Source organism: Xanthomonas sp. MLO165 (assembly GCF_018831305.1).
GTDB lineage: Bacteria > Pseudomonadota > Gammaproteobacteria > Xanthomonadales > Xanthomonadaceae > Xanthomonas > Xanthomonas arboricola.
The window spans coordinates 1,437,797-1,459,775 of sequence record NZ_CP029263.1 but is presented as its reverse complement, the minus strand read 5'-3'; the positions used below and the strand labels follow the sequence as shown (position 1 = coordinate 1,459,775).

At 66.2% G+C, this 21,979-nt stretch carries 16 protein-coding genes; 6 read left to right on the top strand and 10 right to left on the bottom strand.

All coding sequences use genetic code 11. From position 1 onward, the window contains the following. Nucleotides 1–22: 22 nt before the first annotated feature. Together DGN21_RS06295 and galA are read left to right on the top strand one after the other, a co-directional pair. Nucleotides 23–1,222, top strand: a complete 1,200-nt coding sequence (locus tag DGN21_RS06295; protein ID WP_126965704.1) for an arabinogalactan endo-1,4-beta-galactosidase — start codon at nucleotides 23–25, stop codon at nucleotides 1,220–1,222. Then, on the top strand, nucleotides 1,219–3,786 hold the full coding sequence (gene galA, locus DGN21_RS06290; RefSeq protein WP_126965703.1) for a beta-galactosidase GalA: 2,568 nt from the start codon (nucleotides 1,219–1,221) through the stop codon (nucleotides 3,784–3,786). Before DGN21_RS06295 ends, galA begins: the two co-directional genes overlap by 4 nt. A 192-nt stretch (nucleotides 3,787–3,978) precedes the next feature. On the opposite strand, the gene DGN21_RS06285 is transcribed toward galA, so the two are convergent. Next, nucleotides 3,979–4,332, bottom strand: a complete 354-nt coding sequence (locus tag DGN21_RS06285; RefSeq protein WP_126965702.1) for a hypothetical protein — start codon at nucleotides 4,330–4,332, stop codon at nucleotides 3,979–3,981. 165 nt (nucleotides 4,333–4,497) lie between these two features. Further along, entirely contained in the window at nucleotides 4,498–6,423 is a 1,926-nt protein-coding gene (locus DGN21_RS06280) for an alpha-L-fucosidase (protein WP_126965752.1), read from the bottom strand. An 813-nt stretch (nucleotides 6,424–7,236) separates the two neighbouring features. On the opposite strand from DGN21_RS06280, the gene mutS reads away from it, so the two are divergent. The 3 genes from mutS to katG all read left to right on the top strand — a co-directional run bounded on the left by mutS (nucleotide 7,237) and on the right by katG (nucleotide 13,309). Beyond that, nucleotides 7,237–9,858 carry a DNA mismatch repair protein MutS gene (gene mutS / locus DGN21_RS06275; RefSeq protein ID WP_126965701.1) on the top strand — a complete coding sequence of 874 codons (2,622 nt, stop codon included), beginning with the start codon at nucleotides 7,237–7,239 and terminating at the stop codon, nucleotides 9,856–9,858. Between the two features lie 227 nt (nucleotides 9,859–10,085). After that, nucleotides 10,086–10,700: a DUF937 domain-containing protein gene (locus DGN21_RS06270; protein WP_126965700.1), complete on the top strand. Its 615-nt coding sequence runs from the start codon at nucleotides 10,086–10,088 to the stop codon at nucleotides 10,698–10,700. 362 nt (nucleotides 10,701–11,062) lie between these two features. Beyond that, on the top strand, nucleotides 11,063–13,309 hold the full coding sequence (gene katG / locus DGN21_RS06265; protein ID WP_102256849.1) for a catalase/peroxidase HPI: 2,247 nt from the start codon (nucleotides 11,063–11,065) through the stop codon (nucleotides 13,307–13,309). A 382-nt stretch (nucleotides 13,310–13,691) separates the two neighbouring features. Here katG and DGN21_RS06260 read toward each other — a convergent pair whose 3' ends face one another. Further along, complete coding sequence (locus DGN21_RS06260) at nucleotides 13,692–14,099, bottom strand: RNA-binding S4 domain-containing protein (RefSeq protein WP_039528472.1); 408 nt, start codon at nucleotides 14,097–14,099, stop codon at nucleotides 13,692–13,694. Between the two features lie 278 nt (nucleotides 14,100–14,377). On the opposite strand from DGN21_RS06260, the gene DGN21_RS06255 reads away from it, so the two are divergent. Next, complete coding sequence (locus DGN21_RS06255) at nucleotides 14,378–15,853, top strand: MATE family efflux transporter (protein WP_215825157.1); 1,476 nt, start codon at nucleotides 14,378–14,380, stop codon at nucleotides 15,851–15,853. A gap of 320 nt (nucleotides 15,854–16,173) precedes the next feature. Here DGN21_RS06255 and rplS read toward each other — a convergent pair whose 3' ends face one another. From rplS to ffh, 7 genes are all read right to left on the bottom strand, one after another. After that, the gene (rplS, locus tag DGN21_RS06250; protein ID WP_005989873.1) at nucleotides 16,174–16,581 is read right to left on the bottom strand and encodes a 50S ribosomal protein L19; all 408 of its coding nucleotides are present in this window, start codon (nucleotides 16,579–16,581) and stop codon (nucleotides 16,174–16,176) included. Nucleotides 16,582–16,725: 144 nt separating this feature from the next. Continuing rightward, nucleotides 16,726–17,484: a tRNA (guanosine(37)-N1)-methyltransferase TrmD gene (gene trmD / locus DGN21_RS06245; RefSeq protein ID WP_039520068.1), complete on the bottom strand. Its 759-nt coding sequence runs from the start codon at nucleotides 17,482–17,484 to the stop codon at nucleotides 16,726–16,728. Nucleotides 17,485–17,545: 61 nt separating this feature from the next. Next, on the bottom strand, nucleotides 17,546–18,058 hold the full coding sequence (rimM, locus tag DGN21_RS06240) for a ribosome maturation factor RimM (protein ID WP_016901486.1): 513 nt from the start codon (nucleotides 18,056–18,058) through the stop codon (nucleotides 17,546–17,548). Between the two features lie 44 nt (nucleotides 18,059–18,102). After that, complete coding sequence (rpsP, locus tag DGN21_RS06235) at nucleotides 18,103–18,363, bottom strand: 30S ribosomal protein S16 (protein WP_011036396.1); 261 nt, start codon at nucleotides 18,361–18,363, stop codon at nucleotides 18,103–18,105. Nucleotides 18,364–18,460: 97 nt separating this feature from the next. Then, complete coding sequence (locus tag DGN21_RS06230; RefSeq protein ID WP_215825156.1) at nucleotides 18,461–19,258, bottom strand: aminotransferase class IV family protein; 798 nt, start codon at nucleotides 19,256–19,258, stop codon at nucleotides 18,461–18,463. Continuing rightward, nucleotides 19,249–20,319 carry a nitronate monooxygenase gene (locus tag DGN21_RS06225; RefSeq protein WP_126965696.1) on the bottom strand — a complete coding sequence of 357 codons (1,071 nt, stop codon included), beginning with the start codon at nucleotides 20,317–20,319 and terminating at the stop codon, nucleotides 19,249–19,251. The genes DGN21_RS06230 and DGN21_RS06225 overlap by 10 nt, the downstream gene beginning before the upstream one ends. Nucleotides 20,320–20,411: 92 nt before the next feature. Continuing rightward, nucleotides 20,412–21,788: a signal recognition particle protein gene (ffh, locus tag DGN21_RS06220; RefSeq protein WP_016901489.1), complete on the bottom strand. Its 1,377-nt coding sequence runs from the start codon at nucleotides 21,786–21,788 to the stop codon at nucleotides 20,412–20,414. Nucleotides 21,789–21,979 lie beyond the last annotated feature (191 nt).

Here is a 21,979-nt window from a genome sequence, read left to right as displayed (position 1 = left end):
GTTTCATCTGTCGAGGAATTGCATGCGCTCCACACGCCGCCTCTGGACGCCCGCGCTGCTCGCGCTGGCCATCTCCACCTTCGCACACGCCGCCCCGGCCCCCGCCACGCTGTATCTGGGCGCGGACCTGTCCTACGTCAACGAGATGGAGGAATGCGGTGTGCAGTACCGCGAGAACGGCGTGGTCAAGGACCCGTTCGAACTGTTCCATGCGCACGGCGCCAATCTGGTGCGCGTGCGGTTGTGGAACGATGCCCGCTGGACCCGCTACAGCGACCTGTCCGACGTCAAGAAGACCATCGCACGCGCACGCGCGCAAGGCATGCAGGTGCTGCTGGACCTGCACTATTCCGACGACTGGGCCGACGGCGAAAAACAGCTGATTCCTAAGGCCTGGGCCAGCATCACCGATACCGATGAACTGGCGCGCACGCTGTACGGCTTCACCTATGACACGCTCAGCGCGCTCGACCGTGCCGGCCTGATGCCGGAGCTGGTGCAAGTGGGCAACGAAAGCAATTCCGATCTGATGGACAGCAAGCCGTGGGACAAAAAGCGCCCCATCGACTGGCAGCGCAACGCCAAGCTGTTCAACGCCGGCATCAAGGCGGTACGCGACATCGGCGCACGCTCGGCGATCAAGCCGCGGGTGATGCTGCATATCGCCCAGCCGGAGAATGTGGAACCGTGGTTTGCCGCCGCGACCAAGGCCGGCGTCACCGACTACGATCTGATCGGCATCAGCTACTACCGCAAGTGGTCGACCCAGTCGATGGCCGAGCTGGGCAAGACCATCAAGCGCCTGCGCGGCCGCTTTGATGCCGACGTGGTGGTGGTGGAAACCGCCTATCCGTGGACGCTGGACTCCGGCGACACCTCGCACAATCTGCTCGGCCAAGACTCGCTGATTCCCGGCTACCCGGCCACGCCGCAGGGCCAGTTCCGCTACATGGTCGACCTCACCCAGCTGGTGATCGACACCGGCGGCGCCGGCGTCGTGTACTGGGAGCCGGTATGGACCAGCAGCAGCTGCAAGACACGCTGGGGCACCGGCTCGTCGTGGGAAAACGCCAGCTTCTTCGACTTCAAGCATGGCAATGAAGTGCTGCCGGCGATCGACTTCATGCGCCACCCGTATACCGGCGTACCTGCAACGACAAGCAAGCCTGCTGCGGGCACGCCAGGCAACGCTGCGGATACCGACAAGAGGACCCAGCCATGACCGGCATCAATCGCCGCGAACTGCTGCGCGGCATGCTCGCCAGCGGCGTAAGCGCTGCACTTCCGGTCGGTACGGCCGGTGCGTTGCTGCCCGCCATCGCCGCTGCAGCACCAGCTGCAGGTAACACCGCCACGCCGCTTGCCGCGCTCGGCGATGCAGCGTTGGCACCGCGCGAACGGCTGCTGTTCGACTTCGGCTGGCGCTTCCATCTGGGCCATGCCAGCGACCCAGCGCGCGACTTCGAGTTCGGTACCTTCCAGCGCAGCTTCGCCAAGGCCGGCAAGGACACTGCGACCGCCGCGCAACTCGCCTTCGACGACAGTGGCTGGGAACTGCTGGATCTGCCGCACGACTGGGCCGTCACCCTGCCCTTCCGGCAGGAACCGATCTCGGCCACCATCACCGAGGAAGATCCGGCCGCCGCGCACGGCTACAAACCGCTGGGCACGAGCTTTCCGGAAACCAGCGTCGGCTGGTATCGCCGCGTGCTGCAGATTCCCGCAGACGATCTGGGCAAGCGCATCAGCCTGGTGTTCGACGGCGTGTTCCGCGACTGCATCGTGTTCTGCAATGGCCACATCGTCGGGCGCAATGCCAGCGGCTATTGCGGCTTCGAGGTCGACCTCAGCGACGTGCTCGACTACGGCAAGCCCAACCTGATCGCGGTGCGCGTGGATGCCACCCTGGGCGAAGGCTGGTTCTACGAAGGCGCCGGCATCTATCGCCATCTGTGGTTGCACAAGACCGATCCGCTGCATCTGCCGCAGGACGGCGTGTTCGTGCGCAGCACGCTGCAAGGCACCACCGCCACCGCGCAGCTGTCCACCGAGGTGCGCAACGACGGCAGCGCCCCGCGCCAGTGCACGGTGCAGGCGCGCGTGACCGCGCCGGATGGACGCGTCGTCGCACAGGCAGCCAGCGCCGCGGTCACTGTTGCACCCGGCCAGGTGCACCTCGTCGAACAGACCCTGCCACTCGGCGAAGCGGCGCTATGGTCGATCGACACCCCGCAGCTCTACCGCCTGACCACCAGCGTGCACAGCGATGGCAAGGCGGTGGATGCGCTGGTCACCCCGTTCGGCGTGCGCACGGCCGTCTTCGATGCACAACGCGGCTTCCTGTTGAACGGCACGCCGCTCAAGCTGCACGGCACCAACAACCACCAGGACCACGCCGGCGTCGGCACCGCCATCCCCGACAGCCTGCACGAATGGCGCCTGCGCCAGCTCAAGTCGATGGGCTGCAACGCGTACCGCAGCTCGCACAATCCGGCCACGCCCGAACTGCTCGCGCTGTGCGACCGGCTCGGCATGTTCGTGATCGAGGAAACCCGCCGCATGTCCACCGACCCCGAAGCCATGGGCGAGCTGGAGACGATGGTGCGGCGCGGGCGCAATCATCCCAGCGTGATCCTGTGGTCGCTCGGCAACGAAGAGCCGCAGCAGGTCACCGAGCGCGGCGCGCGCATCGTCAGCCGCATGCAACAACGCGTGCGCCAGCTCGATCCCACCCGCCCCACCACTTTCGCCATGGACAAGGGCTTTGGCGATGGCGTCGGCCAGGTCGTGGATGTGGTCGGCTTCAACTACCGCACCAGCCAGATGGACGGCTTCCACGCGCAATACCCGCACATTCCGATCTACGGCAGCGAAACCGGCAGCACGGTGTCGGTGCGCGGCAACTACCGGCGCGACGACGCGCGCGGCTACACCCGCGCCTACGACACCGACCACCCATGGTGGGCCAGCACCGCCGAAGCCTGGTGGAGCTATGTCGCGCAGCGCCCATATATCGCTGGCGGCTTCATCTGGACCGGCTTCGATTACCGCGGCGAACCCACGCCCTACAACCGCTGGCCGAATGTCGCCTCGCAATTCGGCGTGCTCGACAGCTGCGGGTTTCCCAAGGACAACTACTGGTACTACCGCGCGCAATGGACCAGCGAACCGGTGCTGCATCTGTTCCCGCACTGGAACTGGGACGGCCTGCTGCAGCCCGATGACAAGGGCCGCATCCAGGTCTGGTGCCACAGCAATCTCGAAGCGGTGGAACTGCTGGTCAACGGCGTCAGCCAGGGCCTGCAGCAGGTGCCGGCCTACGGCCATGTCGAATGGCGCGTGGCCTACGCACCGGGCGTGATCGAGGCACGCGGCTATCGCGCTGGCAACTTGGTGCTCAGCGAACGCCGCGAGACGGCCGGCAAGCCGGCAGCGATCCGCCTGAGCTGCGACCGCAATGCAGTGCGCGCCGATGCCGAAGACGTGGCGGTGGTCAAGGTGGAGATCGTCGATGCGCAGGGCCGCCTGGTGCCGACCGCCGACAACCTGGTGCAGTTCGCGCTGCGCGGCCCTGCGCGGCTGATCGGCGTGGGCAACGGCGACCCCGCCAGCCATGAGGACGACAAGGCACCGCAACGCAAGGCCTTCAATGGACTGTGTGCGGCCCTGCTGCAGAGCACGCGCAGCGCCGGCAGCATCGTCTTGCAGGCCACCGCACCCGGCCTTGCCGCTGCCACCCTGCGCCTGGAGGCCGACAAGGCCAAACCGCGCGCATCGGTGGCCTGACGCAGGCCGTGGCAGCGGCTGCAGTGATCATCAGGAACCATGTCGGCACCAACCGACCGCAAGACTGGGAGTCCATGACCGGCTCCCGGCACAGTCAGTCGCCTGCGCCTGCGTGCGCAAGCGACAGGCAGTGGCGACACCCGCCCGGCCCACCGCCGCTAGGTCGCGCGACTGGATTGCTGGCGGGCCGGTTCACGCATCCGTGCTCCCTGCATCCGGCGCACGCGGAAAGTAGCGGCTGAGCTTTTCTTCCCACGCCTGGAACTGCTCAAGCGTGTAGGCATCCATCGGCCGCGGATCGGCGGCGACCGCCTTTTTCTGCGCCACATACGCGATGCGCTGGGACGACAGCTCGTCCCACGCCTTGCGCAGCATCACCGGGTCGGGATGCGAGACCATCATCGCTTCCAGCAGCGTGGCCTGCGCCACGCGTGCGGCCAGCAGGTCGCTGAGCGCCTCGGTCACGGCCTGCATCCACTCTTGCTGTTTCTGTTCCATACCCAACCGAATCGCTTGCCTCGTGCGCCGCGCACAATAGCGCGTCATCCGGAACGGCGGTGTGCAAGCACAGTTCAAGATTCAGGTCACCGCGTGCTGCGAACACGTGATTGATCTCTGCATCGCTTCGCCTGATCCATCTCATGCCCGCGACACTGCGTCACCGCAACGATGTGCTCCCGCGCGGCGCGTGGCGGCGCGGGAGCGCAAGCCTCATCGCAAGCGCGAGAACGCACCGATACCCGCGATCGCCAACCGGTCGGCGGGCACCGCCGTCTCCGCGAACGACAGCCGCAGGTAGCGGATCTGGCGGATCTCGGGGAAATTCAGGCGCTGGGTCGAGAGCGCATAGGCGATATTGGACAGCTCGCCGGCGCCAGCCGGCTGCCAGTGCTGCCCATCTTCGCTGGTTTCAGCGCGATAGCCTTTAGGCGGCGCCGCACCGTTCATCACCGTACGCGAGGGCGTGAGGCTGAAACCGGCAACCTGACGCAGCGCACCGAGGTCGATGGTCGCTTGTACGGGATGGCCCGGCGTGGGAGCGGGCGTGATCCAGATCGTACTGGCATCGTCGTCGAGCAACGTGTCCGCGCCTGGCGCGCTGGCCTCGACGATTCGCCAGCCGGCGGTGGACAGCACGTCTGGCGCGTTCGTGGTCGGCCGCGCGACCGGCACCGGCGCGACGGCGCGGAACAGCGCGAATTCGCTGATCGCCGGGCACACCGGCGCCTCCAGCACGAGCAGGCGCACCCGGCGTGCGGCGACCGGGCGATCCAGTCGCACGATGCGCTGTGCACCGATGCACTGCGCTTCGGCCAGCCGCCGCCATTGCCCATCGACCTCGGCTTCGACCGCGAAGCGGGTGACGCGCACGCCCAGCGGCAGATACTCGCGCAGCCGGATCAGGTCGAAGCTGTGCACCGCCGACAACTCCAGCGTCAGCGTCGGCGTGGTGACCTCGTCCGGCGTGGACCAGTAGCTGTCCGGCTGGCGGTCGAGGACGCGCGCCGGCTCGAACCCGGGGCCACGCGATGCGCTGGCACTGGCCTTGGCACCCTTGGCCAAATCAATGGCGAAGCTGGCGCGGATCGCGTCGCCAAAACTCTGCAGCACAGCCACATCGTGGTCGGGGATGCGGCCGCGTCGGTCGGGCGGAAGATTGAGGTTCATGTTGGTGCCACGCGCGACCGAGGTGTCGAAATAGCGCACCAGATTCTCCGGGCTGCGCACCTTGCCGTCTTCATCGGCATGGTAGAACCAGCCAGGGCGGATCGAGGTGTTGGTTTCGGCCGGCCACCACAGCGCACCACCGCGCACACCGGAATTGCCGTTTTCCTGGGTATACGGGGCATTGGGCATGGTTGGCCAGCTCGGATCGCCGGCGATACCGTCCTCGTTGCCGCCCCAGCGGATATCGGCGCCGAGCGGGTCGAAGGTGCAGGCCATCGGCTGGTGCCGATGCACAAGCTCGATCATCCGTGGCCAATTGTAGTAAGCGGGCGCATCGATCTTGCGCGATTCGCGCGCTCCACCGTAGTAGCCGTCGCCGCCATTGGCGCCGTCGAACCAGAACTCGAACAGGTCGCCATAACCCGTGCAGAGTTCGACGATCTGCTTGCGGAAATAGTCGAGATAGCCGGGACGCCCATACTCGGCATGATTGCGATCCCAGGGGGACAGGTAGATGCCGAACGCCAGGCCAGCGCGACGACACGCCGCTGCCATTTCGCCGACGATGTCACCCTTGCCGTTCTTGTAGGGCGAGTTCCGGATGCAATGCTCGGTCAGGCGCGTCGGCCAAAGACAAAACCCATCGTGATGCTTGGCCGTGAAAATAAGCCCTTTCAGATTGCCGGCCTTGGCAGCAGCAACAATCTGATCGGCTGAAAAATCGCTGGGATCGAATTTGCGCGGATCCTCGTCGCCGTAGCCCCATTCCTTGTCGGTGAAGGTGTTCATCGCAAAATGCACGAAGGCGTATTGCTCCCACCGATGCCAGCGCAGCTGTCGCGCACTGGGCACCGCACCCCACGGCGCGGGGCTGCTGGCGCGTGGCGTTTGCGCGATGCGAGCTGCCGAGGCACTGAAGCTGGCGGCGGCCACCACACCCGTGGCAAGAAAGGTACGACGATCGATCATTAGCGCCTCCGACTTTGCACAAGTTTCGATCTTAGCTTTTCCCAAGGCGAAAGAGTTCCAAAGCAACAGGCGGTTTGTGCAATGCGCCGCGCACACGCGGGCCTTTGCGCGGCGAGCGCCGAACAGCGCGCCAAGCAAGCCGGGCATGCGTCGTTTGATGGCTGATGGCCGCGCCGCACGCTGCGTTGTGGGTGCTCGCATGGCTGCATCTTGCGTACGCGAAGCGCGTTCCGCGAACAGAACGGACAATGGCTGACCGACGACAACCAACAAGGACCGCACGACAGCGTCGGCGTGCCAACACCTGCCAAGTTTTGGCATCAACATTGACCGTCGAGGTCTCATCTTGGCTGGTACTGACTTGCGGCAAGTCCACAGGTCATGACGTAGCGGCAAGTGCCTGGGCTGACCGAGCCACACGCTCAGGTGCCAGGCCGCCCAGCCGGCAGCCGTGCGCACTAGCGCCGCTGTCGCCGATTCATCTGCGACAGCGGCGGTATGCGTTGAGCGATCCGGCGATGGACGTTTGAAGGCCCCGGCCCAATGGCAAATCGCCCACCGGGACCCAGGGCCGGCACGCTCTCGACCGCCAGCGCAAGGATTTGTCGGTGGGTGGGCTTAAACTTGCGTCCGCGCCGACGTGAGGCGGCTCCTGGTTCCGTCGCAACATCCTGTGCCATTCCAACGCTTCGACCGTTTCGTCGCAACATCGATTGATCTCGTTTGGAGGGTCGTCGCAACAGCCTCGCAACAAATCACCGTTACTCGCCGCTGGCGACCCTGATTGACCGCCACATCCCGGAAGAACATTTCTTGCAAAGCACTGATACAAAAGAAAAAACCAAGAACGCTAACGGGGCTGTAGAGCACACCCCGCTGATGAAGCAATTCTTCGCCGCCAAGTCGGACTACCCCGACCTGCTGCTGTTCTTCCGCATGGGCGATTTCTACGAGCTGTTCTACGACGATGCGCGCAAGGCTGCGCGGCTGCTCGACATCACCCTGACCCAGCGCGGCAGCTCCGGCGGTGCGCCGATCCCGATGGCCGGCGTGCCGGTGCATGCCTACGAGGGCTATCTGGCGCGGCTGGTGGCGTTGGGCGAGTCGGTGGCGATCTGCGAACAGATCGGCGACCCGGCGCTGGCCAAGGGCCTGGTCGAGCGCAAGGTGGTGCGCATCGTCACCCCCGGCACGGTCACCGACGAGGCGCTGCTGGACGAACGCCGCGACACCTTGCTGATGGCGATCTCGCGCAGCAAGCAAGGCTACGGCCTGGCCTGGGCCGATCTGGCCGGCGGGCGTTTTCTGGTCAACGAAGTGGACAGCGTGGACGCGCTGGAAGCGGAGATCGCACGCCTGGAACCGGCCGAACTGCTGGTGCCCGACGAAGACAACTGGCCGGAGTTCCTGCGTGGCCGCGTCGGCGTGCGGCGGCGGCCACCGTGGTTGTTCGACGCCGACAGCGGCCGGCGCCAGCTGCTGGCGTTCTTCAAGTTGCACGACCTGTCCGGCTTCGGCATCGACGACAAGCCCTGCGCTACGGCCGCCGCTGGCGCGCTGCTGGGCTATGTCGAGGAAACCCAGAAACAGCGGCTGCCGCATCTGACCTCCATCGCAATGGAAGTAGCCAGCGAAGCGATCTCGATGAACGCGGCCACGCGCCGGCATCTGGAGCTGGACACGCGCGTCGATGGCGACACCCGCAACACCTTGCTCGGGGTGCTGGATAGCACGGTCACGCCGATGGGCGGGCGCCTGCTGCGACGTTGGCTGCACCGCCCGCTGCGCCTGCGCGAGGTGCTGGTGCAGCGCCACCACGCGGTCGGCACGCTGATCGACAGCGGCGCCGATGCCGACGTGCGCGAGGCCTTCCGCGCGCTGGGCGATCTGGAACGCATCCTCACCCGCGTGGCGCTGCGCTCGGCGCGCCCGCGCGATTTTTCCACCTTGCGCGATGGACTGGCGCTGTTGCCGAAGATGCGTACGATCCTCGCACCACTGGATTCGCCGCGCCTGCAGACGCTGCATGCCGAACTCGGCGAGCACGATGCCACCGCGCACCTGTTGATCAGCGCAGTGGCGGAACAACCGCCGCTCAAGCTCAGCGACGGTGGCGTGATCGCCACCGGCTACGACGCCGATCTGGATGAGTTGCGCCGCCTGTCCACCAATGCCGATCAATTCCTGATCGACCTGGAACAGCGCGAACGCGCCAGCAGCGGCATCGCCACGCTCAAGGTCGGCTACAACCGCGTGCATGGCTATTACATCGAGATCAGCAAGGGCCAGGCCGAGAAGGCCCCGCTGCACTACAGCCGCCGGCAGACGCTGACCAACGCCGAGCGCTACATCACCGAAGAACTCAAGAGCTTCGAGGACAAGGTGCTGTCGGCGCGCGAGCGCTCGTTGTCGCGCGAAAAACTGCTGTATGAAGGCCTGCTCGATGCACTCGGCAGCGAGCTGGAAGGTCTCAAGCGTTGCGCGAGTGCATTGAGCGAACTGGATGTGCTGGCCGCCTTCGCCGAGCGCGCGCAGGCGCTGGACTGGGCGCAGCCGGAACTGGAGAGTGCCCCCTGCCTGCGTATCGAACGCGGCCGCCACCCGGTGGTGGAAGCGGTGCGCGACCAGCCGTTCGAACCCAACGATCTGGAGCTGCATGCCGACCGCCGCATGCTGGTCATCACCGGCCCGAACATGGGCGGTAAATCGACCTACATGCGCCAGAACGCCCTGATCGTGCTGCTGGCGCACATCGGCAGCTATGTGCCGGCCAGCCGCGCGGTGATCGGGCCGATCGACCGCATCCTCACCCGCATCGGCGCGGGCGACGATCTGGCGCGCGGGCAGTCCACCTTCATGGTGGAAATGGCCGAAACCAGCTACATCCTGCATCACGCCACGCCGCAATCGCTGGTGCTGATGGACGAGATCGGCCGCGGCACCTCCACCTACGATGGCCTGGCGCTGGCCGATGCCGTCGCACGCCATCTGGCGCATACCAACCGCTGTTACACGCTGTTCGCCACGCATTACTTCGAGCTCACCGCACTGGCCGACGAATCGCATGCCGGCGGTGCCAGCGGCATCGCCAACGTGCATCTGGACGCGGTCGAACACGGCGAGCGCCTGGTGTTCATGCATGCGGTCAAGGACGGCCCGGCCAATCGCAGCTTCGGCCTGCAGGTGGCCGCGCTCGCCGGCTTGCCCAAGGCCGCCGTGACCCAGGCGCGTCATCGCCTGGCCGAACTGGAACAACGCGGCGGCGAAAGCCATGTCGCACAGATGGCGCCGGCCGCATTGGACGCCCCGCAACAGTTCGGCCTGTTCACCGCGCCCTCGTCCGCTGCGCAGGAAGCGCTGCAGGCGCTGGACCCGGACGAACTCACGCCCAAGCAGGCGCTGGAAGCCTTGTATCGGTTGAAGGCGTTGCTTTGAGGGCGGGGAATCGGGAATCGGGAATCGGGAATCGTAGGAGCGTAGTTGCCTGGCTCTAATGCTTTGCGGGGTTGGTCAACCCGTTGCTGTGTTGTTGTCGGATGAAGTGACTTGACTGCCACTGTGCGGCATCGCTGCCCTCGCCCTGCAGTGCGACGCGTGCCGTGTTGCTCTGCTGCCGCGACGGGCGCACGCTGCGGCAACGTTTTGTCCAACCGGAGACACCCATGACCACGTCCGCCTCGTTGACCGATCAACTCGCCGCGCAGTTGCAAGGCCCGCAGTTGCAGCAGCTCGCCAGCCGGCTCGGCATTGCGCCCGAGCAGGCGCAATCGGCGGTGCAGACCGCGCTGCCGCTGTTGATGGGCGCCCTGGGCCGTAACAGCCAGCAGGCCGGCGGCACCGATGCGTTGCTGGGTGCCTTGCAGCGCGATCATGCCGGCAGCCCGGACATCGGCAGCCTGCTCGGTACGTTGCTGGGCGGCTCGGCCAGCGGTGCGCAAGGCAATGGCGCCGGCATCGTGGGGCATCTGTTCGGCGACAGGGCGCCGCAGGCTGCCGCTGGTCTGGGCCAGGCCACCGGCCTGGAAACCGGCAAGGCCAATCAACTGCTGCAGTTGCTGGCACCCATCGTGATGGCGTATCTGGCCAAGCGTTTCCTCGGCGGCAATGCCGATGCCAGCAGCCAGCTCGGCCCGGCCCTGGCGCAGGAACAGCAGCGCGCCAGCAGCGACACCGGGATCAACGGCGTGCTGGGCAGCGTGCTGGATCAGGACGGCGACGGGAAGCTTGGACTGGGCGATGTCATGAAGCTCGGCGGCAGCCTGTTCGGCAAGCGCTGAGATCGCAGCAACAGGTCGGTTCGGCACCGGCGTGCCATCCATAGCGTCTCGCTATCGATATGGTTGAATAATTCGAATTCCCCAACCGATCGATGCTGCTTATCGTGTGCGCACGCCACCACGATGAGTCCGCCTGATGCGTCTGTCTGCCAGTCACAGTCTGCATATCGACCTATACCGGCGCCTGCAGGCAGGCGCTAGCATCGGCACACCCGGCGACCATTCTCGATAACCCCACGGCCGCATCTGCGCCTTCGATCGATGACCACCGCTGACGCATTGCCCACCTTTTTGATTCCACCAGCACGTGTCCGCAGTTTCGGCACACAGCTCCCCAAGTGCTCACGCACACAGGTATTGCCATGACAACCGAAGCAAAGTGCCCTTTCAATCACGCCGTCGTCGGTACCGGAACCACCAACCGCGATTGGTGGCCCAAGCAGTTGCGCGTGGACCTGCTCAGCCAGCATTCGAGCAAGTCCAACCCGCTGGGCCAGACCTTCAACTATGCCGAGGCGTTCAAGCGCATCGATCTGGCCGCGCTCAAGCAGGAACTGCGTGCGCTGATGACCGACTCGCAGGACTGGTGGCCGGCCGACTTCGGCCATTACGGTCCGCTGTTCGTGCGCATGGCCTGGCATAGCGCCGGCACCTACCGCATCGGCGACGGACGTGGCGGCGGCGGTCGCGGCCAGCAGCGCTTCGCACCGCTCAACAGCTGGCCGGACAATGTCAGCCTGGACAAGGCGCGCCGCCTGCTGTGGCCGATCAAGCAGAAGTACGGCCAGGCGATCTCCTGGGCCGACCTGATGATCCTCACCGGCAACGTCGCGCTGGAAAGCATGGGCTTCAAGACCTTCGGCTTTGCCGGTGGCCGCGAAGACACCTGGGAACCGGATCAGGACCTGTATTGGGGCCGCGAAACCAAGTGGCTGGGTGGCGACGAGCGCTACTCGCGCGGTTCGCCCGGCGTGGACGAAGCGCACGGCGTGCTGGTGAAGGACGACGACAGCGAAGTGCCGCACACCCGCGATCTGGAGAACCCGCTGGCCGCCGTGCAGATGGGCCTGATCTACGTCAATCCGGAAGGCCCGGACGGCAAGCCCGACCCGGTCGCCGCCGCGCGCGACATCCGCGACACCTTCGCACGCATGGCGATGAACGACGAAGAGACCGTGGCGCTGATCGCCGGCGGCCACACCTTCGGCAAGACCCACGGCGCCGGCCCGGCCGACAACGTTGGTGCCGAGCCGGAAGCCGGCGAGCTGGAGAGCCAGGGCCTGGGCTGGCACAACCGCTACGGCAGCGGCAAGGGTGCCGACACCATCACCAGCGGCCTGGAAGTCACCTGGACCACCACCCCGGCGCAGTGGAGCAACGACTTCTTCGACCATCTGTTCAAGTTCGAGTGGGAACTGAGCAAGAGCCCGGCCGGCGCGCACCAGTGGGTGGCCAAGAATGCCGACGCCATCATTCCCGACGCCCACGATGCAGCGAAGAAGCATCGGCCGACCATGCTGACCACCGATCTGGCGCTGCGTTTCGACCCGGCCTATGAGGCCATCTCGCGTCGCTTCCACCAACACCCCGACCAGTTCGCCGACGCGTTCGCCCGGGCCTGGTTCAAGCTCACCCACCGCGACATGGGCCCGCGCTCGCGTTACCTGGGGACCGAGGTGCCGAGCGAAGAACTGCTGTGGCAGGACCCGGTGCCGGCCGTCGACCACCCGCTGGTCGATGCGCAGGACGCCGCCGCCCTCAAGCAGACCATCCTCGATTCCGGCCTGAGCGTGGCGCAGCTGGTGTCCACCGCGTGGGCATCGGCATCGACCTTCCGCGGCTCGGACAAGCGTGGCGGCGCCAACGGCGCACGCATCCGTCTGGCACCGCAGAAGGATTGGCAGGCCAACCAGCCCGCGCAGCTTGCACAGGTGCTGGGCACGCTGGAGCGCATCCGGGCCGACTTCAACGGCGCGCAGGCGGGCGGCAAGCAGATCTCGCTGGCCGACCTGATCGTGCTGGCCGGTAATGCCGCGGTCGAACATGCCGCACAGGCCGCTGGTCACAGCGTCACCGTGCCGTTCGCACCCGGCCGCACCGATGCCTCGCAGGAGCAGACCGATGTCGAATCGTTCGCGGTGCTGGAACCGGTGGCCGATGGCTTCCGCAACTACGCCAAGCAGCGCTATGCGGTGCCCGCTGAGGCGCTGTTGATCGACAAGGCACAGCTGCTGACGCTGACCGCGCCCGAGTTGACCGTGCTGGTCGGCGGCCTGCGCGTGCTCGGCGCCAATGTCGGCGACTCCAGCCATGGCGTGTTCACCACCCGCCCCGGCGTGCTGAGCAACGACTTCTTCGCCAACCTGCTCGACATGCGCACCGAGTGGAAAGCCACCTCCGAATCGAAGGAGGTCTACGAAGGCCGCGACCGCAGCACCGGTGAAGCCAAATGGACCGGCACGCGCGTGGATCTGGTGTTCGGCTCCAACTCGATCCTGCGTGCGGTGGCCGAGGTCTATGCCAGTGCCGACGCACAGGAGAAGTTCGTCCAGGACTTCGTCGCCGCCTGGACCAAGGTGATGCAGCTGGATCGTTTCGATCTGGCGTGAGTGGCAAGGCGCACGCCATCGTGCGTGCGCTTCCAACTCTCTGTTGAACTGCACGCAAGAGACCGACTCGGCACGGAAGACGTCAGTGGAGCGGCGGGTCTGCGGTTTGGCTGCAAGGCCCTTGCCCGCCCACCATCGCGGGACACGCCGCAAGTACGTCCTTGTAGGCTCTTACGCGGCATCCATGCCGCGTAAGGTCCCTCGACGGTGAGCGGGCAAGGACCCGTCGAGATGGTCGGTGTGCATGGTTGAGAGCAGAGCATCACGAACGGCGCTTCCCCCGCGATGGAGAAGCGCCGTTTTTATTGATTGAACAACATGACGGATGCCAAGGCGTTTCTTGTTTCCGTCAGTCGATTCGCAGCGAATAGCCCGCGCAGTGCTACAACGCGTCGATATCGCCCAGCGCGTTGATCAGCCGGCGTGCGCGCTTGTCCGGCTTGCCCTCGGGTGCGCGATAGCCGGTACGTTCGGCGGCGCGCTGCAGCCGCCATTGCGCCCGCGCCTCGCGTGAGGCATCGCTTTCCACGTACAGCGTCTGTGCGACCGGAGCCGGGCCGCGCACATCGCTCAGCGCGGCAACGGTGACTTCGAAGATTTCGCCGCCACGGTCGATGCGTAACTGTTCGCCGCTGCGCAGCGTGCGCGAGGGCTTGGGCCGCTGGCCGGCGACGTCCACCTTGCCGTTGTCCACCGCCGTCTTGGCCAGGCTGCGCGTCTTGAAGAAGCGCGCCGCCCACAGCCAGACATCCAGCCTGACCGTCGTCGCTTGTTCCACCAGTTGAGTCATCGCGTTGTGCTTGCCGTCGGATCCAATGGGCTGCGGGCCGCTGCCGTGATCGCCACTGTATCGGCGCGTCGCAACGGGCTGCGTTGAGCGGGAAATATCTGGGCGAGCCCGCTGTAACTCAAGCGTGGCTGCCGTCCAAGTACAGCCTTCCTTCCACACGCTGGCTGACTCATACAGACTGATCCGCACAGCGTGCGTCGTGTCATCGGCCTGGCGACAGCACGCGTCACACCTGCCAATGCTAGTGTTCGCAGCTTCCGCACCACGGCGCGCCTGCGATGCCCAAATCCGCTGTCCTGACCGAAGGCCCGATCGGCAAGAATCTGCTGCTGTTCGCGATGCCGATCCTTGCCGGGAACATCGCGCAATCGCTCAATGGCTCGATCAATGCGATCTGGGTGGGCCGCTACCTCGGCGAGGCGGCGCTGACTGCGGCGGCCAACGCCAACAGCATCATGTTCTTCCTGATCGGCTCGGTGTTCGGCATCGGCATGGCCTCGACCATCCTGATCGGCCAGGCAATGGGTGCGCGCGACATCGCGCAGGCGCGCAAGGTCATGGGCACCAGTGCCAGTTTCTTTGGCGGGCTGTCGGCGCTGATCGCGGTGCTGGGCTGGTTTCTGGCCCCGCATCTGTTGACCGCCATGGGCACGCCACCGGCGTCGCAGACACTGGCCGAGGAGTATCTGCGGGTGATCTTCCTGGCGATGCCGCTGATCTATGTGTTTGCGTTCCTGTCGGCGGCACTGCGCGGTACCGGCGATGCCCGCACGCCATTCCGCTTCTTGCTGGTGTCGGTGGTGCTGGACATCGTGTTCAACCCGCTGCTGATCTTCGGCCTGGGCCCGTTCCCGGCGCTGGGCATCGCCGGCGCGGCCTGGGCCACCTTGCTGGCGCAGGCGGTGGCACTGGGCGGTTTGCTGCTGTATCTGCGCAGCAAACGCCATGTGCTGTGGCTGGACCGCGCCGATCTGCACCTGTTCCGCATCGCGCCGACGATCCTGCGCGCGCTCATCGTCAAAGGCGTGCCGATGGGCCTGCAGATGGTGCTGATCTCGCTGGCCATGATCGCGATGATGACGCTGGTGAACGGCTTCGGCACCGACACCGCAGCCGCCTACGGCGCCGCGTTGCAGCTGTGGACCTATGTGCAGATGCCGGCGATGGCGCTGGGTGCGGCGTGTTCGACGATGGCCGCGCAGAACGTGGGCGCGGGATTGTGGACACGCGTGGATGCGACCGCACGCACCGGCATCGCTGCCAACTTCCTGATGACCGGCGTGCTGATCGGGCTGCTGATCGTGTTCGATCGCTGGACACTGGCGCTGTTCCTGCCGTCCGACAGCCCGACACTGGAGGTCGCGCGGCATCTCAACCACATCGGAATCTGGTCGTTCCTGCTGTTCGGCGTGAGCTTTGTGGTTTCCGGCGTGGTGCGGGCCACCGGTGCGGTGATCCCGCCGCTGCTGATCCTGGCATTCGGTCTGTGGGGCGTGCGCGTGCCGCTGGCAAACGCCTTGATTCCGCATCTGGGAGCCGATGGCATCTGGTGGAGTCTTCCGATCAGTTCGCTGTGTTCGATGCTGCTGTCGCTGGCGTATTACCGCTGGGGCGGCTGGCGCAAGGCACGCATGCTGACCACGCCGGCAGATCCTGCCGAACTGGCCGCCGCCGCAGAAGTGCCGGCACATCCGGCCTCGCCGGTCGCCGATACCGCGCCGATCGCAGGCGCGCCACAGCCCCGCCGGCACTGACATCGGCTGGCACCAGGCGGCACGCTGCCACACCGGCCGACATCACGCGAAAGCAGGAGCCAGACACTGTATTGAAATGATCAAGACAGCGCGCAGGGATTTCTTGAGTGATCGGCCCAGCCGACCGAGGCCATCGCTCGCCGAGTCACGACGAAAAGACATCCCGCCCACTGCGCAGCAGCCGCGCGCTCACGTGTAAACCGATGAGCATCGCGTACGCACAACCGGCGAATCCCCAATCCCGATTCCCCAATCCCCACAACGCAAACGGCCGCCCGAAGGCGGCCGTCTGGCAACAGCAGGACCAGCCTGCCAGTGACTTACTCAGCCTTGGCAGCAGCCTGGCGAGCGGCCTTGGCCTGTGCAGCGGCGGCCAGATCTTCCTTGATGCGGGCAGCCTTGCCTTCCAGACCACGCAGGTAGTACAGCTTGCCGGCGCGCACCTTACCGCGACGCTTCACTTCGACCGAGTCGATGATGGCGCTGTGGGTCTGGAACACGCGCTCGACGCCGAAGCCGTGCGAGATCTTGCGCACGGTGAACGCGGAGTTCAGGCCGGCGTTCTTGGTACCGATCACGACGCCCTCATAGGCCTGCACGCGCTCGCGGTTGCCTTCCTTCACCTTGACGTTCACCACGACGGTGTCGCCCTGGTTGAACTCGGGAAGCTTGCGCTGAATCTGGGCGGCTTCGAAGTCAGCCAGGATGGTCTTGTTGAGTTTGCTCATGATGGGCACCGCGTGTCTGGTGATATTGGACCGGCAGTCGCCGCACGGCGATTGCTCGAGGTTCGTAGGAGGGCCAGACGCAAGGCTGGCCAGCAAGCCGCATATTGTACCCCAATCGATAGTGCAAGAGCTAGGGGTGAGCCCTTATTTCTCGTCGCCCGGGGCGAGTTCGCGGCGAAACTCGTCCAGCAGACGGCGATCGTTCTTGTCCAACCCGGCCTCATCGAGCAGGTCCGGGCGACGTAACCAGGTCCGGCCCAGCGACTGCTGCCGACGCCAGCGCGCAATTGCAGCGTGATTGCCCGAGCGCAATACCTCCGGCACATCGCCCCAGTCATGGGTCGATGGATGGCTGTAGTGCGGGCAGTCGAGCAGGCCTTGCGGGCCTTCGAAACTGTCCTGGGCTGCGGATTCGGCGTCGTTCAACACACCCTCCTGCAACCGCGTCACCACATCCACCAGCACCGCCGCGCCAAGCTCGCCACCGGACAACACGTAGTCGCCGATGGAGATTTCCATATCCACCGCCTGCGCCAGAAAGCGCTCGTCCACGCCTTCGTAGCGCCCGCACAGCAACACCATGCGTGGCAACTGCGCCAGCTCGCGAGCGAGCGGCTGGGTGAGAGGCCGCCCCTGCGGGCTGAGATAGATCACCGGCGCCGGACGCGCGTCTGCCGCTTGCACCGCGTCCAGACAGGCCCGCAACGGCTCGATCAACATCACCATGCCGGGCCCGCCGCCGAACGGACGATCGTCCACCCGGCGGTAATTGCCCTGCGCATGCTCGCGTGGATTCCAGCCCTGCAATTCCAGCAAGCCACGCTCCTGCGCCCGCCCGACCACACCGAACGCCGCGCATTGCGCGATGAACTCGGGGAACAGGCTGATGACGTCGATGCGCACTGGGGAATCGGAAGTGGGAATGGGGAAAGCAATAGCGGAGCGGCGCGATGCGCCATTCCGGTCAGAAATCCGGATCCCAGTCCACCACGATCAGGTTGGCTTCGAAGTCGACCGACTTGACGAAATCCGGCAGCACGAACGGCACCAGCCGCTCGCGATCGCCGCGCACCACCATCACGTCGTTGGAGCCGGTGGAAAACAGGTGCGACACCGTGCCGAGCTTGACGCCTTCGACGGTTTCCACCTGCAGCTCTTCCAGATCCACCCAGTAATATTCATCGGGCTTGGGTGGCGGCAGCACGCTGCGCGCGACGTAAATCTCGGTTCCGTGCATGGCCTCGACGGTGTCGCGGTCGGTGACGTCGGGGAACACCGCAATCAGATTCTTGCCCTGATCGCGCCCACGTACGCCGCTCACGACTGATTCCTGCCCCGAGGGCGTCCGCACGATCCACGGCTGATACCGGAAGATCGCACTGCGCGGCTCGGTCCAGGATTCGAGCTTGAGCTCGCCCTTGACACCAAAAGCGCCGACAATCCTGCCTAACAGGATGCGGCGCTCGGTCGGCTTCATCTGCGTCGACTCTGGGCCAGGCGCTGGCGCCCGGCCCTCCAGGATCAGGCCGCAGCGGCCTGGGACTTGGATGCTTCGCGATACAGGTTGCGCACCTTGTCGGTCAGCTGAGCGCCCTGGCCGACCCAATGGTCGACGCGTGCAACGTCCAGCACGACGCGCGGTTCGGCGCCCTGCGCAACCGGGTTGTAATAACCCAGACGCTCGATGTTGCGGCCGTCGCGCGCGCTGCGCACGTCGGTCACGATGATGTGGTAGAACGGACGCTTCTTGGCGCCGCCGCGGGTCAGTCGAATCTTGACCATGGTGTCGTTTTCCTGAGTTGCCCAGTCGCCAGAATGGCGCGGTAAGCCGGCGATTATAGCGGGCTCCGGCGGCGAAGCCAAGTCACCCCGGAATCGCTCAGATCCCCTGCCAGGCCTGAGTCTGCAGGGCTTGTTCCAGCAATGGCAGCTGCGCGGCCTGTGCTGGCCATGACGCCGCGCCGGCTTGCACGATCGCCTGCTGACCGCGCGCGTTGCAGCTGAAGGCGCTATCGAAGCCGCCAAGCTCGCTCAGCATGACCGGGCGAAACTCCTGCTGGATACCGAGCGTCTGCAGTCCGGCCTGCAGCAGACGCTGCTGGGTGCCGGGCAGCGCCGGCCCTTGCGGCCACACCACCCTGCCCTGCTGCCACACGCCCAGATTCCAGAAGGCGCCCTCCAGCAGATGCGCCTGCGCGTCGATCAGCAATGCGTCGTCGTAACCGGCCGCCATGGCCTGGCGACGCAGATGCAGCAGCGCGAAGGTGCCGACATGCTTGTGCCGGGGTTGCTCGCGCACATGAAGGACCGGCTGCACGCGCAGCGCGGTGGTTGGCATCCGGGCTGCGGGCGCTATGGAGATCAGCACATCGAGCGCAAGCTGGCGCAATGGATCGCGCAGGTCGAAATCCTGCGCAAACACGGTGATGCGCACGCTGGCGTCTTCGCAGTTCGCAGCCGACAACGCAGCGCGCAACTGGGCGCGCAGGGATACCTCATCGATCGATGCACCGAACAAGGCAGCGCCGTCGTGTTGCAGTCGTTGCAGATGCAGGTCCAGCCCGCGTACCGCACCGCCGCGCACCTGCAGCGTGGTGAAGTGGCCGTAATTGATCAATGCGGCCGCGCCCAACTGCTGCGCTGTCGCCACTGCGCCGTTGCAGAAGATCAGCGGCACAACAGCGCCTGTGCCTCAGCCCACCACTGGGTTAGCAATTGCGCGGCAGGCTGGGCAGGTGCCATCCAGGCCGATTGGCCGGCCCAGGCCTGCATGGCGTCCAGGCGGTTGTCGCGCGCGGCGGCCTGACGCATCGGCGCGGTCAGCGCGCGCTGCACCGGATACGGCGCCGGCACCGGCGCCTCGGCCGCAATGGCAGCACGCACATAGTGCGTGGCGAGCGCACGCCCCAGCCGGCCGGAAAATGCACGGGTCGGCTGGGTCTGTTCCGGCTCGGCCTGGGCCAGCGCGTCCGCCCAGGCACTGGGCAGCGCCGCCTCGGGCGTGCGCAGCAGGCCGGTACCGATCTGCACGGCGCTCGCACCCAGCGTCAGCGCCGCGGCAATGCCGCGCGCATCGGCGATGCCGCCTGCGGCGATCACCGGAAGATCCAGGTGATCGACCAATCGTGGCAACAAGGCGAACAACCCGGTCATCTGCCGCTCGGCGCGACCGGCATCGAATGCACCACGATGCCCACCGGCCTCGGCGCCCTGCGCAACCACCGCATCGGCACCGGCCGCCTGGGCCGCACGCGCTTCGTCCAGCGTGGTGGCGCAGGCGAACCAGGCGATGCCGGCGCTTTTCAGCCGCGCAACCTGATCGGGCCGAAACACGCCCATGATCGATGAGGCGACGGCGGGCCGTGCGGCGAGCAAGGCGTCGAACTGGGCATCGAAGTCGGCCGGTGTTGCGTCGCCCGCATCCTCGGGAACCGGCGGCCCCCACTGCGACACAAACGCACGCACGCGCGCCTCTGCCGCGGCGTCGCGCACAGGGGCCGGATCGGGAATCCACAGATTGACCTGGGCGGGCCCGGCGCTCGCGCCGCGAAACGCCGCCATCCACGCCACGATGTCCTGCGGTTGCGACAACACCGCACCCATCGCGCCCATGCCGCCGGCCTCGGCAACCGCCGCCGACAACGGCACCGGGCAGGCACCGGCCATGGGGCTGAGCAGGATGGGAAGGCCTAAACCAAAACGCTGCTGGAAGGCGTCGATCTGCGAAAACGAACCCATCGTGCGCGGCCTAAAGTGATGACGCGTTGTGCGCGAGTTCAACGCCACGCGTGCCTGTCGAAGGACTTACCGCGCGCGTCGCCGATTGAAACTCAACGGAACGGCATGCCGCCGCGGCCGCCCATGGCGCCCATCATGCCCTTCATGTTGCGCATCAGGCCCTTCATGCCACCGCCGGCCAGCTTGCCCATCATCTTTTCCATCTGCTGATACTGCTTCATCAGCTTGTTGACGTCGGCCGGCTGCATGCCGGAGCCGCGGGCGATGCGGGCGCGGCGCGAGCCGTTGAGCAGGGCCGGGTTGCGGCGCTCCTTCTTGGTCATCGAATTGATGATCGCGATCATGCGCGGCACTTCCTTGCCGGTGACCTGCTGCTTGACGTTGTCCGGGATCTGGCCCATGCCCGGCAGCTTGTCCATCAGCCCATGGATGCCGCCCATGTTCTGCATCTGCTCGAGCTGTTCCTTCATGTCGTTGAGGTCGAACTTCTTGCCCTTGGCGACCTTGGCGGCGAGCTTGGCGGCCTTTTCCTGGTCGACGCTGTGCTCGACCTGTTCCACCAGCGACAGCACGTCGCCCATGTCCAGGATGCGGCTGGCGACGCGGTCGGGATGGAACACGTCCAGGCCGTCGGTCTTTTCGCCGGTACCGACGAACTTGATCGGCTTGCCGGTGATGTAGCGCACGCTCAGCGCGGCGCCGCCACGGGCGTCGCCGTCGGTCTTGGTCAGCACTACGCCGGTCAGCGGCAGCGCCTCGCCGAAGGCCTTGGCGGTGTTGGCCGCGTCCTGGCCGGTCATCGCATCGACCACGAACAGGGTTTCGGTCGGGTTGACCGCGGCGTGCAGCGCCTTGATCTCCTCCATCATCGCCGCATCGATGGCCAGGCGGCCGGCGGTATCGACCAGCAGCACGTCGGCGAACGACTTGCGCGCATCGCTGATGGCGGCGCGCACGATGTCGACCGGCTTCTGCGAGGCGTCGGAGGGGAAGAACAGCACGCCGACCTGCTCGGCCAGGGTCTTGAGCTGCTCGATCGCGGCCGGACGGTAGACGTCGGCCGAGACCACCATGACCTTCTTCTTGCGCTTTTCCTTCAGGTGCTTGGCGAGCTTGCCGACCGTGGTGGTCTTGCCCGCGCCCTGCAGGCCGGCCATCAGGATGATCGCCGGCGCCGGCACGTTGAGGTTGAGGTCGGTGGCGGCCGCGCCCATCACAGCGGTCAACTCGTCGCGGACGATCTTGATCAGCGCCTGGCCCGGGGTCAGCGACTTGAGCACTTCCTGACCGACCGCGCGCACCTTGATGCGCTCGATCAGCGCCTGTACCACCGGCAGCGCCACGTCGGCTTCGAGCAACGCGATGCGCACTTCACGGGTGGCTTCGCGGATGTTCTCCTCGGTCAGGCGGCCGCGGCCGCGCAGGCGCTCCATGGTGCCGGAGAGACGTTGGGTAAGGGACTCGAACATGCGCAAGGGACCGCGTGAGGGGAAACGGGCGTCGATTATAGCGGCACCGGCCAGCCGGCCGCCCCGGCGGCCGCCAGCGCCCGACCGGCGAAGCCGACCCGCAAGCAGCTTCACCAACGCGCAGCAACGCGCACGGCCAACCAGCGCAGCAGCGCCAGGACGGGAACGGCAACTGCGGTGCCAGCAGGTAG